Origin of the sequence: Caballeronia sp. LZ001 (assembly GCF_031450875.1) — a bacterium.
In the GTDB taxonomy this organism is placed as follows: domain Bacteria; phylum Pseudomonadota; class Gammaproteobacteria; order Burkholderiales; family Burkholderiaceae; genus Caballeronia.
In genome coordinates this window covers 402421-417769 of record NZ_JARTVX010000001.1, presented here as the reverse complement: position 1 = coordinate 417769, position 15349 = coordinate 402421, and the positions used below count along the sequence as shown (strand labels likewise).

Sequence of the window (15349 nt, the reverse complement as noted above, 5' to 3'; positions counted from 1 at the left end):
CACAGGCCGACAAAGAATTCTCGATTGGCAACGTGCCTGTAACCCGTGCTCAGCCTCGAGCCATAGGCCCCTTCCCTCCTGTGCGTTTTCAGGATACGAATTGGCACGTGACGCACTCATTCGATCGTACGGACAATACGCGCTCTCATCGTGACGTGCACTGGGGCAGGCCACCATGCGGCCGAGCGAGTTGTTTCCAAACTGCAACGGGTAATGACAACTTCTCGTGCATAGCGGTCGAACGGCGCACCAACGCAAACGGGCCTGACATGCATGTAGCCTAAGAGCGTCTGCTCTGCTGCGCGTATCAAAATATACAGAAGTCGTTTCGGTCGTTACAGACCGCTTTTGGAAATAGAGAAAACCTGCTCCACGCGGCAAATAGCGTTGCAGGAAACGCTTCAGCCTTTTTCTACCGTGAAACAATCGACGTTCCTAGCCGCTCTTATGGTCATACTTCGTTTATAAACAAATAGTTGCATCACCCCATGCTTACGCCGAAATGTTTCACGGCGAGTCATTACAACGCCGGAGCAAATCCCCTATTTAGTTGGGGATCCTGCATTATTAATTCCGGATCGCGGCAACTATCAACCCGCGAATACGCCTGAAGCTCTTGGCTTGTAAGGTCTCGCCCAGTAAGAAATCTGCGCCAAGCGCGATTAAATGACTTATCGGGCTTGCCGAGACTGACGGGCTTGTCTGCCAATAACAGTTAGCAGACAAGGCCGCTTTTGCTATGCGCGCTTATTCCTGCCGCCAATGCGCGACTTTTCGGCCTCTGCTCTGCCCTTCCCTTACCCTTCGGACACCCTGACGGCCACGCGATCGTCTGGGCCACCGCCATTACGCCGGTTTGATGTTCGACGCCTGCTTGCCCTTGGGCCCCATCTTCTCGTCGTAGGTCACCTTCTGCCCTTCCGCGAGCGACTTGAAGCCATTGGTCTGGATTTCCGAAAAGTGCGCAAACAGATCGTCACCGCCCGCGTCCGGCGTGATGAAACCAAAACCTTTTGCATCGTTGAACCACTTGACCGTACCGGTTGCCATCTTGTTTTGCCTTAAAAGTTGAGAACGGCGCCGCCCTCGCAAGCGCCGGACGCTATCTTGTGTGACAGAGCGGGTTCGCGCAACGGGCTGCCCGACAGGGCGCCGGTTATAGGGTACTTGGCGATACGGCTGGCGGAGCACCACGCACTCTCGACAAATGGGTCGCGAGGACTTGGCCCGCGATGGGCGACAGGGAAGACTCTGCGGCTTTGCGCTGTTTTAGGTTGAGCGCCTTGAGAGCATCAGGATTGCCCCTCCCCTCGCCGTTGCGGCCGGAGCGTTGAAAGGTCTGTTGCGCACGGAACCGGTCAACTTCAGGGGGATCGCCTCTCTATAAGGATAGGGAGGCCGGGTTCACCACCTGGTTCTCCGGCAGAAGCATCGAACCGCACCGCCGCCATTTACGGGAGCAAGGGACATCGAGCCCGCAGCCCCGAGTGGCTCGCATCGCGCCCCGATCGTCCGTCGCCCTATTCAGCCCGACGCGATCGATCGCCGAACCATACAGCGCACGCGCCTTCTGGATTTGCTCTGTCGCGTCTCGTCCCAGCTTGGCTCCCGACGCGCATTCCACGACGCTTAGCCAGCGCCGCGCGCGCAACGCACAGCCGCCCTCTTCGTCCGCTACTGCCCCCGCTATAGCTGTCTGGTCATCCCCAAAGGTATAGCCCATGGCGGCGACGCGAGGACCAGTTCAGATCGACCCCATCACCCGAAGAATTCGTGTCCATTTCCGCAGTTGCGGTTGCCCCGGTCGCGCTGTGCGTGGCAAACCCTGCGATCGTGCGCGCCGATGAAAGGCGGCGCTTGCCTTGCCCGAGGCGGTGGCGTCCGCGCTCACTTCCCGATCGCTTCGATTGTCCCTGCGTCCTCTGCCGCCCTCACCTGTTTGCTCAAGCAGGGCCGGGGCATCAAAACCTCTGCAGCCGGTTATCCGGGTCAGCCTGCGTGCTGTCGGCGCGGTGTTCACGGACGCTGAGAAGTGAGATCGGTAGTTGCGTTATTTCCGTCTCTTCTCCGACCGGTTCGCGCTCAGCTTCACCCAAGCGAATCTGAGGCGTTGGCTCCACGCTCATCGTCGCCTTGGATGCAGCACACGCGACGTCTTGCCCGGTTGCTTGCTAGCGCCGCTCTTCGCTTCATGCTCCTGCACTCCGCAGTTTGAGCAGCTGGCGCAGTCCGGCGATGTGATCTCGCACGGCGCCGGTGACGGGCGACTTGACCATGCTCAACGGGCCGGCCGAGGGCTGTGCGTTACCGAGTGCTTGCTGCTGCGCGTGGGCAAAACGTTCAAGGTCAAGGGCGGTGGCGGGGCGGAGTTTTCCGGACTTAAGCGCCGCGGCGAACGACTGCATCCAGCCAGCAGCCTGCCGTCCGACACGCTCGGTGAGGCTGAAGATGGTCAGCGAATCGCCCCCGGCACCTACGACGAACTGACGTTCATTGTCTGCATCGGTGAACGTGCGGCCCGCGTGCTGACGGGCGATGGCCTGGCCCTCGGCGCATTGCTGAGCGCGCGCCTGCTTGGTGTCGCCCTCGGCGTTCCGCCGGCGCAGGAGACGGGTGAAATCGACCGGCGTGCGGAGCAGGGTGCGGAGGTAGCTGATCGGTGCCTTGGCGAGCTTTAGATGTTCCCAAGTGGCTTCCACCACATCGGAAAGTCGCTTGCCCTGATCCCGCGCTTCGCGCATCAGTTTGAAAATCAAAAAATCAAAAAATCCCAGGGTGCGAAGGCGCAGAAGGTCCGACGGCAGTTGGCCCGGTTGTCTTTTTTGAAAAACAGAAGGGCTTAGATCCTTATATATTCCACCGTCTGCCAAGGTGGCAGACGGTGCGGGAAATGAGCTTTGCGAGGGAGCAGCGGTTGACGAGGAGGGCGCTTGCGACGCCTTGCTTTCGCGCGTGCGGGAGGCGTCAACCAGTCCGAGAAGGGCAGCCGCGTGTTCGGTAAGGTGAAGATAGGCGCGACCAAACAGGCCCGCTTCGACGTAGCGGCTTTGGGGGCGACGCTCGATCAGCCCCGCGACTTCGAGATCGTCGAGGCTCCGATAGAACGTGCGCATCGATTGCAGCGCACGGCCGGTCAGCAGGTCACGACGAGCGAAGATAGCAGCGAATGGCTTAGCGGCGTCAACCGTCCGCGCGAGGGCGGACAAGACGGCACGAGCCCGGGGAGGGATTTGTTCGATGTGCGCGGCCCGAAACGCTGCGCGGAAAATGACCCACGGGAGGTTGGTCGAGTCGCAGCGAAAGGCGCTGAGGGCGGCCGAATCTTCGGGGTGTGCTTCACCCTCGCCGGCAACGAAGCGTTGCGCGATAGACATGTCTAGCGATCCATTGAAAATGGATTGAATTCGCTTGACTGTCGACCTTGTTGCGCTACACTCCGGGTGTCTGCAGTCCCTTTCCAGTTTCCAGCTGGGGAGTCGCGCGGCAAGGTTTCCAGCCAAGCCCGCAATCGCAAAGGCCCTCAGTTTCCAGCTGCGGGCCTTTGTCTTTCTTAAGCTAGTTTTTCGTCATTTCGGTTCCGGTAGACGCCTGCGTAGTACGAAGTTATTGTTAATCAACGACTTATGGTTTTTGAGTCTGCGCGAGTTGCTCTAGGTGCTTTCGAATAGCATCACGTACCGAATCTGCGATCTCCTCAGATTGAAACTCGATTCGCATCACGTTCTTCGCACTTCGGACATCGCACCAGGTTGTCTTCCCAGAGCGAATCTTGAAGCTTGATGCGGCTGGGGTGGCTTTCTTCGAGGCATCGGACGATCGAGCAAATTTCACTGCCTGCGACTGATCGAGCCTCCGGTCGGCAAGACGTTGGACAGCCTCTAATACCCGATCCCTCTTGCCCGCTTCGACCAGCACCGCGAACTCGGCTGCGGCATTTGCCCCAAGAAGTGCAATGTTCGCCTCCAGAATTGTCCGAACTTCAGGCGGAAGACGGTCGAAAGACAGCAATGCGCTTATGTGCGACGGACTGATACCTACACGCTCGGCAACGGTCGCCCTATTCATCTCTGGATGCTCAGCCTGAAATCGCTTCAGACCAATATATTTCTCGTAGTCAGTTAGGTCCGACTGCATCAAGTTCGCGAAGAAGGCTCCTTCGTCAGCTTCCTCAGCCGTTGCCTCGCCCAGCACGCAGCGAATTGTTTCGCGGCCCAATTCCCGATAAGCATCGCTTCGATGATGTCCGGAAATAATTTCGAAACCACCTTCCGCGCGCGGCAGCACAACCACCGGATGAATCAGCTTGTTATGGCGGAGATTGTCGCGAAGCTCAGCATATTTCTCCGGTGCCATATATCTGCGACGGCCGGGGACTTCATGCAACTCTGAAAGAGGGACATCAACGGTGCCGCCCATCTGCTTTGCTTCTTGCAGTTCTTTCCGAAGCCGATCAATCTCATCCTGCTGCTGCTCTGACTTTGCTTGAAGGTGCATCAGCTGACCGGGCGCAGTGCGGGGCGTCGTTGCAGCGCGATTCTGTGCTCTGTCCGCCTCTTCATCTGTAAGGCGTATGTTCGCCGCCTTTGAAGCGAAATTTTTCATGCTCACGATGCGCTACCTCCCTTCTGCCAAAGACCCGAAACACGATCATCGACGCGATCGACAAACTGGTCGCAGGGCATTCGAATCCGACGGAGAGTCTCAGCTCCCCCTTCATACGTTGAGATGTCGTACACCGTTGCAAAGCGCATATTGGTGTTGCGCGCTACGTCAGTTTCTGGAATTTCAACTGGGATGACCCGGTTGCCGTACAGTTGGCTAATCCACGACTGAACTGCCTTGGCTGCGGGCTTTGGCGTCATCCGTGTAATAAGGATGTCGAGAAAGTCGAACTCTTTGCGCGACTGTTCTCCGCGCGCTGCCATGCCGGTTACCAAATCCGAGAACAGGTGCCAAAACTGAACCATCGAAGCGAACGATAAAACGTCGGGAACCACGGGCACAATCACCCCGTCGGCCGCGAAAATCGCATTGATTGTCAAATAGCTCAGCGTCGGTGCCGTATCCAGGATGATGTAGTCGTATTTTTCCCTTAGAGCTTCGATTCCAGCATGGAGAACATTTTCGAATCGTTCACCGCGGGCACCGGCTGATGCGCGGGCAGGCAGCATGAACTCAGCATTGAAAAGCTCGGTCGACGACGGAATGAGATCCAAGTTTGGCCAGTAGGTCTCTTGCGGCAACGTCCGCATGTCGAACTCATCACCTCGCAAGTAGGCCTCGATCAAAGGCATGATGGTCTGTGAGGCGTCGACCTCCGCATGCGGATTGATCCCATACAGCGTGGTAGCGCTGCCCTGCGGGTCTAGATCTATGTGGCAGACACGCCGTCCACGACGCATCGCTAGTCCCTGAGCGAGAACTGTCGACATCGTCGTTTTAGTGACGCCACCTTTGAAGTTCGCGACCGCGATGATTTTTCCGGGGCCTGACCGGGGAGTCGGGGCGAGTTCAGCACGTACCCATTGAACAGCCTCTTCAACTGTAAACTGCCGCGGAGACCCCCGGCGAGCTTGCTTGCCTTGCGGCAGCTCGCCCTTTTTGAGCATATAGGCCATCCGCTGGACATCGATCCCGCACATTTCCTGCACTCGCGCTGAACTGATCATTGGAGGCACCTTTCTCGGAAAAGGCTCCAGCAGCTCATCCCGAATCTTCTGCAACATGAAGTCGGAAAGCCCAGCGAGCTTGATAAGATCTTCAGGTGTTGTCTTACCAGGGTTGGCGAGATCTAAGTCCATAGTCCATTTTCGATCGGTTCAGATTATTCTATCGCCAAGCCAACTTTTCACCCAACCGATAGAATCAAGTGGGACTTTAGACGGATGGTGTAGTAAACGCAAGTTTAACTTTCAACTTCGCAGAAGACTCAGTGCTAGCAGTCTCGGCGATCAGACGCGTTTACCGCGAAACGACATTAAGTGTGAAACGTGGTTACACGTGAAACACACAACGTGGCTGATCGTCGGGCTGCGAGGCAGCCTGACTTTGAAAGGGTTCAGGGGCTCAAACCTAACTATGTTTGTTGTGTTCGGAACTGGGGTGTAGGAAAGTGTTTCGGGTGGGCACGTCGCACCAACAATAGTGGGAAAGACATCTACCCAGCCTTCGCAAACTTCTTCGTTTCGAACCTGCATCATCGTCCAAGGTGTGTCGCGGCTCTTCGTGCCGAGGCGGCAAGTCGAAGAGCATGCAGCCTTAGAGTGCCGAACAACGTGGGTTTCGCAAAACTTGCTTTGTAAGACGGTCGCCTTTCGACGCCGTGAAACCCTGATCAGCGGCGCTCCGCGCCGATAGGGCACACGCACCTGGCGGTGCCTGCGCCGTGGGATTGCTTGTGCGGGAAACACGTCGCCGCGCTCCATCCTTTGTCTGCCGTTCAAAGCGCGTTTCATCTGCCATTCAAAGCCGCCTCTCATTCGACGCATAGCACGAACCGGATTCGGCACAAGAGTCCGCTTCGCCGCGTCCTCACCCGTTCGATGCTCGCCTGCGGCTGCGCTTCGCTGCGGCCTCCGGGCGCGCCCTTGCACCGAAGCCGGCCGTGCAAACCATGCGCCGAGGCGGCTCCGAAGAGCAGTTGAAACTGAACGACAGACAAACAAGGTAGTCATGAGCGCAACGACCACCCGCACAAGCAACCCCACCAACGATTCGGGCGTTCCTCCCGAACTATATGAGCGCCTCCCGTTTGCACAAGTTTTGATACGGTCCGACTAAACAGGATAGGTCACAGCTCTATATGCGTCCTCACTGCAGCCGTATTTCCGCTGCGGGCCCCTATGAAATCCGCTGACCCATGTCTCATTCCCCACCGGTGACTGTGACACTGCTTTAATTTTCGATTGCACAATAAGGATGCCGAATCATGGCAGCAAGATACTTTTCTTGTGCCGAAACTGCCAAGCTGATTCGCCAGTCGTTGGCCGAGTCCTTTCAGGCTGTGGAGTTCTATGTGCGCGTCAGGTCCAGAGCGGCAACGCAACCTTTCTTGTGAGTCAGACCGACGGTCCGAACGCGGCGCCAGTGGAAGCGATTACTAGCAGAGTAACGCGGATGTATTCGACGGTCCGAATGATGATAAGGCAGCAGGTGATCAGCGGCTGGACGCTAACGAGGGCTGCTTTGGGGTAGACCACGTCTTTACCGTTCGCGAGCACAGCGACGCAGCGGTGCAATTCGCTATCGACCGCGTCTATCGACGATACGAAACCCTCTTCGTCGGAAACGGTGTGATCAAGCCGACGATCGATCAATCTCGCTCGGGTGAAGTTTCTCGACTCCAACTCGCGGAATAGGTATCGCACACCGCGACCACCGTGCAGACCATGATTCATCAAGCGCTCGCCAAGCAAAGCGGCCGCCTCCAAGCGACCTGTGAGGAGCCTGCAGTCCGAGCCTTCGTAACGCTCGGCGACGGCTATGTCCGCGAATGCGACGAGCAATCTTTCGTCATGCCGCTCTACTACGGTTTTAGTCCCATGAACTGAACCGAGGAGGGGAGGGCGATCATGCATCCCGCCGAATCCCTTCGGTTCCTCGTCAACCTTGTTTGTAACCAGCTAACGACCAACGCGGGCCCTCGCTGCGAAATTTGGTCGCTGACATTCTCTGCGAGCTTGAAAATGGATGATCGCAACAACGCCATCGACGTTCAGAACGATATGGTTGAGCTTGACGATGCAGCAACATTGCCCACGGGCTCGAAAGCACTTTCGGCGGCGACAGCGCCATTGAGCAAGTTGCCTTGCCACGCCTGAACCCGTCGCTGCGAAATGTACGCCGGAAAGTCGCCGACGTTTCGGCCAAGCTAACGGAGGGGTTCTGCTATGAGAGCATGAGCATCGATCAGGTCATTGCGTTTGCCTAAACCGATGACCAGGACTTATATGAACGGCTTTGAGTCGGCGCCGAACTGGCACAGTTGCGCGATCCTCATCAGCCTCGCGCCGCGACCACGAAAGAAGACGTTGAAATCCGCAACAATGCGCGTGGTGTATGTCCAGCCGGCATCTCGCTCATAGCTTCCTGCGAGGAGAATTCATAAGTATCGAACGCACCATACCCTTCACGATTTCCGCGTCGACTATCAGTTGGTCTGCATCTTCGACGTTGAACGTTATCTCGAACGTCAACCTCGTTGGTGTTCCACGCATTTTCATCGTCATGTCTGAGTAAGTTTTCGCCCCGGCCAACGCATTGATCAGCTCGTCCATGGACCGGCGCTTCGGATTGTCTTGGAGCACCCTTGCGTTTTGAACCATCTTCTCTGTCCCGATCGCGCGCTTGATCGATATTAGCGTTTCACCAATCTCCAGCGAAAGGTACTTCCCCTCGAACAAACCGAGAACAACCGACGGTAACTCTGAAATGGCAATCGCTTTTGCAAGTTTTGCACGCTCCCAGCCCGTAATGTTGGCGGCCTCTACGACCGTTGACCACAAATTGGTTGCTAAGCCTTGTGCATATAGCGACGCCCGTTCCAGCGGTGCCTTACTGGGAAAACGTATCTTTGATGACGGCGTCAGCGCTTCGCCCCCGAGCATCGCGATGATTTCGCGCCATGAACGACCTACCGCACTAATCTGACTAGCGCGTTGTGCCATCTCGTCCCGACCGACCTTGCGCTCAAGACGTATCAATTCTCGGGCCGTATGGTCGAGCATTCTGACCGTCGTGAAAAGCGATAGGACAGCTGCGGGCATTGCAGCGACCCGAGCCGCCCGGTTGATGTGCGTACGAGTTACGCTGATTCGTGCCAGTGCAACGGCGGCCTCGGTCTGATTATTCCACGTTTTCCCAAGCCCGTTCCTATAAACGGCAGCGAGCGCAAGTGGGTTCTGTGCGAGCGGTTTGGCAGATAACTTTTGATTCATCGGTATAAGTGCTCCGAGCGACCGGCGTATGACACTGGCTACGGTGCGAGTTTGTTCTTGCAGGGAGGAGAGCAGTGCAGAGATTCAGGTTATTTTTTTATCGCTTTTCTTGGCTAGAAATTATCATGATAACTTCTACGCCTAAGCTTCAACCAGTTTAAGTTTATGTTTACAAAAAAGAAAAGCCGTTGGACGCTTGATGTGACAAAACAGCACAAATGCCGTGTTTGTCACACTGAAGCAGTGTGCTCGCTAATTGAGCTACGTGTACTACAGGTCTTAGGAGCTAAGCGTCGGAAAGAGGCATGAAAATGTGCCTGTTTCTTCGTGTGAGGAGTTATCAGGATAATTCCTAGGTCTAGTGACGAAGTGCGCAAATAAATCGGAAAGGGCAACTGTACAAAGACGCACAAAACTCATCGTCTTTCCGCTGAGAAAAGCACGCGCACGCTGTTTCAATGGTGACCATTCCAAAGGGTTGCCATGCGTCTTTTCAAGAATAAGCGTCGGGCCGCGCTGTCTACGGCCCCCGGCTCATACGCCGATGAAGATCCAAGCAGGGTGATTTTCGAGACGAGCACGAAGCTAAAGCTCGAAGCTAACCGCTGGATGCTGATTTCCTTCGGATTGGCGATCGTGGCGGCCGGAGCGGTCTGGACGCGCCAACCTCCGCCGTCGGTCACGCGTGTGGTTGGCGTCTCAGCCGACACTGGTGGTCATCCCATCGTCACCGAACTGGTCGCCTATAAGCCTGACTCGCAAGCCGTACGGGCCACGGTAAGAGACATGGCGGTTCGGTGGTTCACGATCGAGCCGGTGCTGTCGGATCGCCTCGAAACTTCGCGCATGACCGCCAACATCAATTCCGTAAAAGGGCAAATGATCGGAGCGGCGAGCGGTCAATTTCGCGATTGGCTAAAGAGCGACGCTCCCTTTCAAGCGATCACGGCGAACCCAAAACTGATCCGCGAAGTGGATGTGCGCAACATCGCGCTGTTGGAAGACTCGACCGTCCTCGTGGAATTTACGACGACGACTTCGCAAGCGGGCACGACCGGCAAGCCCGACGTGAAATCTTATGCCCTGACGCTGCGCTATCAGATTGCTGCGCCAACGGCAGAGCAGGCGCTTACCACAAACCCCTTCGGTATCTTCATTCCGTTCTTCCGCCTCGAGCGGACCGCATAAGCAATGACCGCAACCATTTTCATCAAACGGCCGGTCATCGGCATGTGCATTCTTGCTGCGTGCGCGGCGTTGGTTGCTGAACCCGCCCAGGCGAAGAAACCCGCAATTGACTCGGGTTTCAATGCGGCGGTGGTCGCCGGCGACCCGATGAGCCCGATCAACCCATTCAATGGCGGGGCGGATCCTTTGACGATGCCGGGCGACGCGCGGATCGGCGTCTTTCCGTATAGCCGCGACCAGATCTATCGGGTTCTGACCGCCCCGCTGAAGCTCACGACGATCGAACTGGAGAAGGGCGAGAAGCTGATCGCGGATCCTGCCATGGGCGATAGCGTGCAATGGGAAATCGACGACGACAAGATGAACCATGTTTTCATCAAACCGCACAAGGCTGATCTCGTCAACACGCTGCATCTGACGACGAACCTTCGCGAATACGACTTCACGCTTATCGCATCGCCAGCAGGCGGCATGTTCTATCAAACCGTGCGTTTCCAATACCCGCACGCGCCGATGGCCCGCGTTAGCGTGCGCGACGATGCGACTGCTGGGGGCGGTCGCAGCGGTGCCGACTCCGGCAGCATCAGCGTTGCGCCCGACAAACTGAACTGGGACTACAGCGTCGACGGCCGCGCAGAATTCACGCCCGAAACCGTTTTCGATGATGGTCACGCTGTGTGGATGCGCATGCCTGCAAAAGCGCAGGAGTGGCCGGTGCCATTCATTCTCGATCATGGCGATCGCGTTGTCGCGAACTTCATCCGCCGCGGCGACTTCCTCGTGCTTCAACGTCTTGCCGATGAGATTGTGCTTCGCTCGGGCAAGGACGAGGTCACCGTGACGCGCGGCCGTCGTCGCGTGTTCGGAGTGTTCTGATCGTGGCGAAGAAATCTGATTCCGCCACTGCAAGCGCTGAGCAGGAAGCGCTTGTGAAGGGCAAGACGCCACGCAACGCGATTATGAGCATCGGCATCCTCGCCGCTGTTGTCATTGGCGGACTCGGTTTCTATTACGAGCTGCAGGCGACTAACAAGGCAGATGAGGACGCGCGCATCAAGAAGGCGAGCGCATTGAAGTCGAGTACGGAAGCGCCCGCTGCGACGAACAACAATGACATCGACCAATTGATCCGTCTGCAGCGCGATGCGGCAGCGTCGGAGGCGGCTGCACGTGCGGCGGCAGAGGCGGCCGCGCCGAAGCCTGCTGTCAAACCGGTGCTAACCGGTGCCGACTTTCAGGACGAGGTCAAAACCGGCGGCGGCGATACTCGGGAGCTCTCTCGCCAAGCCGCGCAGGACGCCATCTATACGTCGTCGATTTTCAGGCGGTCGGGAGCGTCGCGCGCAGCAAATCAGTCGACGAACGTTCTTCCTGCCGGCGTCCCTTCGTTGGATGATGTTCGCGCCGCGCGCAGCGCTGCTAACGCTGGCGTCCCTGACGCGATGGCGCTTGCTCTTGCCAAGCAAGGACAGGCGCCTGAGGACCGTGACCGTGCTTTTCTTAAGGATGCGGCCTCGCAGGGCGGCATCGAACGCACGACTTTCAACGGGCAGTCGATGGGATGCACGCTCACGCCTCCGCACGTGATCCACGTGAAAACTGTGGAAGGGCTGAACTCCGACAAGCCAGGCCGCGTGTCGCTGATGGTTGACGAGGATGTCTATGACAGCTTGCGCGGCGATTGCCTGATGATCCCGAAAGGCGCTTTCATCAACGGGATGTACAGCGCAGATGTCAAGGTCGGTCAAGAACGACTGCTTGTCGCATCGACCAGCCTGCGTTTGCCCAACGGCAAGAGCGTTCCGCTTAACGGTATGCAGGGCGCTGATCAGAATGGCTACGCGGGCTTCTCAGGCGACGTCAACAATCACTTCATCAAGATTTTTGGCGCCGGATTTATCACGGCAATCTTGCTCAAAACTTTTGACAACGGCGCACAAACTGCGACCACCGCAAGCCCGAATGGGGTAACGACATACGGAAGCACGGCAGGGCAGGTGGCTGCTGCGACCGCACAGACCGTGCTCCAACGCAACCAGAACATTCCGCCCACGATCACGGTCGAGCCGGGCCAGAAGTTCCTAGTGCAGGTCACGCAAGACATCGTGATGGAGCCTTACCATGAGTAAGGCTCTCGTGACTGCGTTCCTGTCTGCTATGGCTTTCGGCGCACAGGCAGCGACCATCGATTCGATCATCAGCCCCACGCGCATCGTGGTTGACAACGGCTCGAAGCGGGCGATCGTCGAGCTGCCGGGCGAGCCGGTATACGCGTGCGGCCTTCAGCCGTTCCTTGCGTGGGCTAACCGATTTAAGGGACAAACGGTTGAAACCACGACAGGCGGGGTTGCGATCAGCATCGACGGATCGCCGGTCAGCCTCGAAAATCTATTCGTCAAGGCTGGCTGGCTGCGACCTGCAACGCTAACCGATGACGCACAGGCGAGCATCACTGAGCGCCGTGGTGGCTGGGCATGTGCCTCGGCGCAAGCGCCATTCGACGCGATGCATACATCTGTAGATCCGAAGATCCTCGCCGGCATCGCGCTCAACGAGTCTGCTTACAACGGGCGGGCATGGCCATGGACTTTGAACGTCGCGGGCCGCGGGTTCTTTTTTCGCTCTCGCGAGGACGCGTATCGCGCGGTGCGATATCTAATCAGTAACGGCCGATCGGACTTCGATGTTGGTCTCATGCAAGTGAACTGGGGCTTCCATGGCAAGCGTTTCGCAAGCGCCTGGGATGCGCTCGCACCGGCAACGAATATCCGCGTGGCCGAAGACATTCTCAATGAGAACTACCGCCTCACGCATTCCGCCGTGAAGGCTGTCGCGTACTACCACAGCGCCAATCCCGCACCTGGCCGCGAATACCTCGCGCGGTTCGTTAAGCACCTCTCTCAAATCGAACGCGGTCTATGAAGCACACGCTCTCCCTTCTTACTCTCGCGCTTGCGGCAGTCACGATCAATGCGGTAGCTGCTGGAACGGATCCGCTCGACTTCGACTACGAGATAGCCGGAAATGTGCTCGAACGGCCGGCACTGGTCTTCAACGATGGCAGCGACACCTATTTCCAGCCCCGAGCTGGTCAGTCGCTTCACGTTGACGGGGGACATAGCCAAGGGCCGTACGTTGTCGTGCCAGGCACTCCCGAGGTCATTCATTATTCAGCGGGCGGATCGAGCGCTACGGCTTATTGGAAGAAAGCCAATCGCTTCATCGGCGAGAAAGCGCGCAGTGACACACCTTCAGGATTCACTGGTTTCTCCGGTCGTCTCGCGCTCATCGGACCGCGCAGCAGTCTAGAAAGCACGCGCCCGCTGAACGCTACCTTGCCGCTGGCGCAGCTTGTGAAGGCAATGGTGCCGCAAGGTTGGACCGGATCAGCACAGAAAGACATCGATCTGACGACTGCGACGAGCTTCGGCACGCGCGATGGCGAGAACTGGATGCAGTCGCTTGATCGCCTTGTTGCGGCATCCGATCTATACGCGGACGTAGACTTCAACGCGCATCATGTGACGCTTCGCCGCTCGGCTCCCCAGTCGGTGGCTGTGAACTATGTTGCGCCGGTTGCTCAGGCTGCCGCAAATCCAGTCGCCGCACCGGCGGATTCGCCAAGCGGTGATCCTATCGCAGAAATTGCGAAGAAAGCTAACGCGGACACGCCGGCCGCAGCGGGTTCCGTCCTCGCAGCGAAATTCGGAGCGATGGCGATCCGCGACGGTGACGATACCCATATCCAGATCAAATTCTCGGCCAAACCTGCTGCTGAATTGAAGGTCACCGGACAGGAGGGTAAATCGCTGCGTCCGAAGTGGGATGACGCGACCAACGTGGTGACGTTCAATCGCGCAGAGCGGTTCACGATTTCGAGCGGCGCCGACAGTGTCGAGGTCGCGCGTGTTGCTGGGATCGTCTATGAGTTCGATGCCGGGAACAAGGCAGCCCTGCAAAGTGTGTTTGATCAGGATGGCTCGACATTCTTCAAGTTTGCCGACACGGTGGGCAAGGTGACAGTGGCTGATGTCGGCCACATGGGCTCCGGCGAGCAGAAGGGGCGATATTTCAAATTCATCGGCACGGCCGACCAGTTCATCGTTAATGCCGACGGCAATGTCGTCAACGTATTGCGCAAGCACGATGTCCGATTCTTTGATCGGCCCGCATCATGAGCCGACTGCTTCACCTCCTCACGTTTCTCTGTGCGGCCATCTCAACGCATGCGCATGCCGACTGTCTTGACGATGCGGCGAGCTACCACCGCGTGAGCGTTCAGGTCGTACGAGCAATCGCGCAACAAGAGTCGGGGATGCGCCCTTACGTGACCAGCAGAAATACAGACGGTAGCGAGGACATAGGGCTTATGCAGATCAACTCGTCGTGGTTGCCAAAGCTGGCTCGCTACGGCATCACACGACAGCACTTGTTCAACGCGTGTGTGAACGCGTACGTGGGAACGTGGATTCTTGCATCGAACGTAAAGCAGTTCGGTCCGACTTGGAAAGCAGTCGGCGCGTACAACGCGGTGTCCTCGAACAAGCAACTCATTTACGCCAACAACATTTACCGTCGCCTGCAGCGCGCGAACTGACCAACATGACGCCTATTTTCTCTCTTCAAACGCATCGCACCGCGCGCGTGGTGGCTCACTTGTTTGCGTGTCTAGCTCTTACGACGGTTTCCGGCCTTGCTTCGGCGGACCCGGACCAGTCCCGTCTTGCCCCGCCGCCCGGCGACGGCTGGCAGATGCTTGCAGCCCCCGGCGCACATGCCGCGCCGACGCAGATAGCGTTGGCTGCGCCGACGGCTACCCCTGCGGCCGTGCCGAAAGCGCTGCCCGGTCCGGCTGCGCCAGTTGCGCTGACCGGTGCACCGGCCGCGAAGCCGCTCGCCTCCCTCGATGTTGCACCGGTTGTTGTGCCGGGAGCTGCCACTTCCAGTGCGCCGGGCGGCATTCTCTCGTTCACGATCACGCCGCAGGACATCAATCTGCGCAATGCGCTCGATCGCTGGCTGCAACAGCAAGGCTGGCAGCTCGCATGGAAGATCGACGACGACTTGCCGCTCGAATTCAACGCGACGTTTTCTGGCGACTTTAAGTCGGTGCTCACGCAAGTGATGCAGGCGACCAATCACATGCGCACGCCCACGCGCGTGTGCAAGCACACCAACAACGTCATCCGCGTCGTCGCACGCGCAGCTAACTGCCAAGAGTAATC

General features: G+C 57.7%; 14 protein-coding genes. 8 read left to right on the top strand and 6 right to left on the bottom strand.

Annotated elements, in window-relative coordinates:
- Positions 1–846: 846 nt before the first annotated feature.
- The 5 genes from P9292_RS01900 to P9292_RS01880 form a co-directional block, all read right to left on the bottom strand.
- Entirely contained in the window at positions 847–1050 is a 204-nt protein-coding gene (locus P9292_RS01900) for a cold-shock protein (protein ID WP_309852219.1), read from the bottom strand.
- A gap of 1139 nt (positions 1051–2189) precedes the next feature.
- Positions 2190–3374, bottom strand: coding sequence for a Replication protein O (locus P9292_RS01895; protein ID WP_309852216.1), 1185 nt, complete (start codon positions 3372–3374; stop codon positions 2190–2192).
- Positions 3375–3621: 247 nt separating this feature from the next.
- Positions 3622–4602 (bottom strand): ParB/RepB/Spo0J family partition protein, encoded by a 981-nt coding sequence (locus tag P9292_RS01890; protein WP_309852253.1) that lies wholly within the window; start codon positions 4600–4602, stop codon positions 3622–3624.
- A 2-nt stretch (positions 4603–4604) separates the two neighbouring features.
- Positions 4605–5801 (bottom strand): AAA family ATPase, encoded by a 1197-nt coding sequence (locus P9292_RS01885; protein ID WP_309852214.1) that lies wholly within the window; start codon positions 5799–5801, stop codon positions 4605–4607.
- Between the two features lie 1257 nt (positions 5802–7058).
- Positions 7059–7505, bottom strand: coding sequence for a hypothetical protein (locus P9292_RS01880; RefSeq protein WP_309852211.1), 447 nt, complete (start codon positions 7503–7505; stop codon positions 7059–7061).
- Between the two features lie 66 nt (positions 7506–7571).
- Between P9292_RS01880 and P9292_RS01875 the strand changes: the two genes are divergently transcribed.
- On the top strand, positions 7572–7820 hold the full coding sequence (locus P9292_RS01875) for a hypothetical protein (RefSeq protein ID WP_309852208.1): 249 nt from the start codon (positions 7572–7574) through the stop codon (positions 7818–7820).
- Positions 7821–8078: 258 nt separating this feature from the next.
- On the opposite strand, the gene P9292_RS01870 is transcribed toward P9292_RS01875, so the two are convergent.
- The gene (locus tag P9292_RS01870) at positions 8079–8936 is read right to left on the bottom strand and encodes a hypothetical protein (RefSeq protein ID WP_309852204.1); all 858 of its coding nucleotides are present in this window, start codon (positions 8934–8936) and stop codon (positions 8079–8081) included.
- 483 nt (positions 8937–9419) lie between these two features.
- Between P9292_RS01870 and P9292_RS01865 the strand changes: the two genes are divergently transcribed.
- From P9292_RS01865 to P9292_RS01835, 7 genes are read left to right on the top strand one after another with little or no spacing between them, the layout of a single operon-like run.
- Entirely contained in the window at positions 9420–10124 is a 705-nt protein-coding gene (locus P9292_RS01865; protein ID WP_309852201.1) for a type IV secretion system protein, read from the top strand.
- A 3-nt stretch (positions 10125–10127) separates the two neighbouring features.
- Positions 10128–11000, top strand: coding sequence for a TrbG/VirB9 family P-type conjugative transfer protein (locus P9292_RS01860; protein WP_309852198.1), 873 nt, complete (start codon positions 10128–10130; stop codon positions 10998–11000).
- Between the two features lie 2 nt (positions 11001–11002).
- Positions 11003–12253: a TrbI/VirB10 family protein gene (locus tag P9292_RS01855; RefSeq protein WP_309852196.1), complete on the top strand. Its 1251-nt coding sequence runs from the start codon at positions 11003–11005 to the stop codon at positions 12251–12253.
- Positions 12246–13046 (top strand): transglycosylase SLT domain-containing protein, encoded by an 801-nt coding sequence (locus P9292_RS01850; protein WP_309852193.1) that lies wholly within the window; start codon positions 12246–12248, stop codon positions 13044–13046. Before P9292_RS01855 ends, P9292_RS01850 begins: the two co-directional genes overlap by 8 nt.
- The gene (locus tag P9292_RS01845; protein ID WP_309852191.1) at positions 13043–14302 is read left to right on the top strand and encodes a hypothetical protein; all 1260 of its coding nucleotides are present in this window, start codon (positions 13043–13045) and stop codon (positions 14300–14302) included. Before P9292_RS01850 ends, P9292_RS01845 begins: the two co-directional genes overlap by 4 nt.
- The gene (locus P9292_RS01840) at positions 14299–14721 is read left to right on the top strand and encodes a lytic transglycosylase domain-containing protein (protein WP_309852188.1); all 423 of its coding nucleotides are present in this window, start codon (positions 14299–14301) and stop codon (positions 14719–14721) included. The genes P9292_RS01845 and P9292_RS01840 overlap by 4 nt, the downstream gene beginning before the upstream one ends.
- Positions 14722–14726: 5 nt before the next feature.
- A complete protein-coding gene (locus P9292_RS01835) occupies positions 14727–15347 on the top strand; it encodes a toxin co-regulated pilus biosynthesis Q family protein (RefSeq protein WP_309852186.1) in 621 nt (206 codons plus the stop codon).
- The last annotated feature ends 2 nt before the right edge of the window (positions 15348–15349 follow it).

Excerpts from the sequence above, each read along its gene's own strand:
- P9292_RS01890 (WP_309852253.1), bottom strand. The coding sequence starts at position 4,602 with ATGAAAAATTTCGCTTCAAAGGCGGCGAACATACGCCTTACAGATGAA.
- P9292_RS01895 (WP_309852216.1), bottom strand. The coding sequence starts at position 3,374 with ATGTCTATCGCGCAACGCTTCGTTGCCGGCGAGGGTGAAGCACACCCC.
- P9292_RS01870 (WP_309852204.1), bottom strand. The coding sequence starts at position 8,936 with ATGAATCAAAAGTTATCTGCCAAACCGCTCGCACAGAACCCACTTGCG.
- P9292_RS01860 (WP_309852198.1), top strand. The coding sequence starts at position 10,128 with ATGACCGCAACCATTTTCATCAAACGGCCGGTCATCGGCATGTGCATT.
- P9292_RS01835 (WP_309852186.1), top strand. The coding sequence starts at position 14,727 with ATGACGCCTATTTTCTCTCTTCAAACGCATCGCACCGCGCGCGTGGTG.
- P9292_RS01850 (WP_309852193.1), top strand. The coding sequence starts at position 12,246 with ATGAGTAAGGCTCTCGTGACTGCGTTCCTGTCTGCTATGGCTTTCGGC.
- P9292_RS01885 (WP_309852214.1), bottom strand. The coding sequence starts at position 5,801 with ATGGACTTAGATCTCGCCAACCCTGGTAAGACAACACCTGAAGATCTT.
- P9292_RS01865 (WP_309852201.1), top strand. The coding sequence starts at position 9,420 with ATGCGTCTTTTCAAGAATAAGCGTCGGGCCGCGCTGTCTACGGCCCCC.
- P9292_RS01875 (WP_309852208.1), top strand. The coding sequence starts at position 7,572 with ATGCATCCCGCCGAATCCCTTCGGTTCCTCGTCAACCTTGTTTGTAAC.
- P9292_RS01845 (WP_309852191.1), top strand. The coding sequence starts at position 13,043 with ATGAAGCACACGCTCTCCCTTCTTACTCTCGCGCTTGCGGCAGTCACG.
- P9292_RS01840 (WP_309852188.1), top strand. The coding sequence starts at position 14,299 with ATGAGCCGACTGCTTCACCTCCTCACGTTTCTCTGTGCGGCCATCTCA.
- P9292_RS01900 (WP_309852219.1), bottom strand. The coding sequence starts at position 1,050 with ATGGCAACCGGTACGGTCAAGTGGTTCAACGATGCAAAAGGTTTTGGT.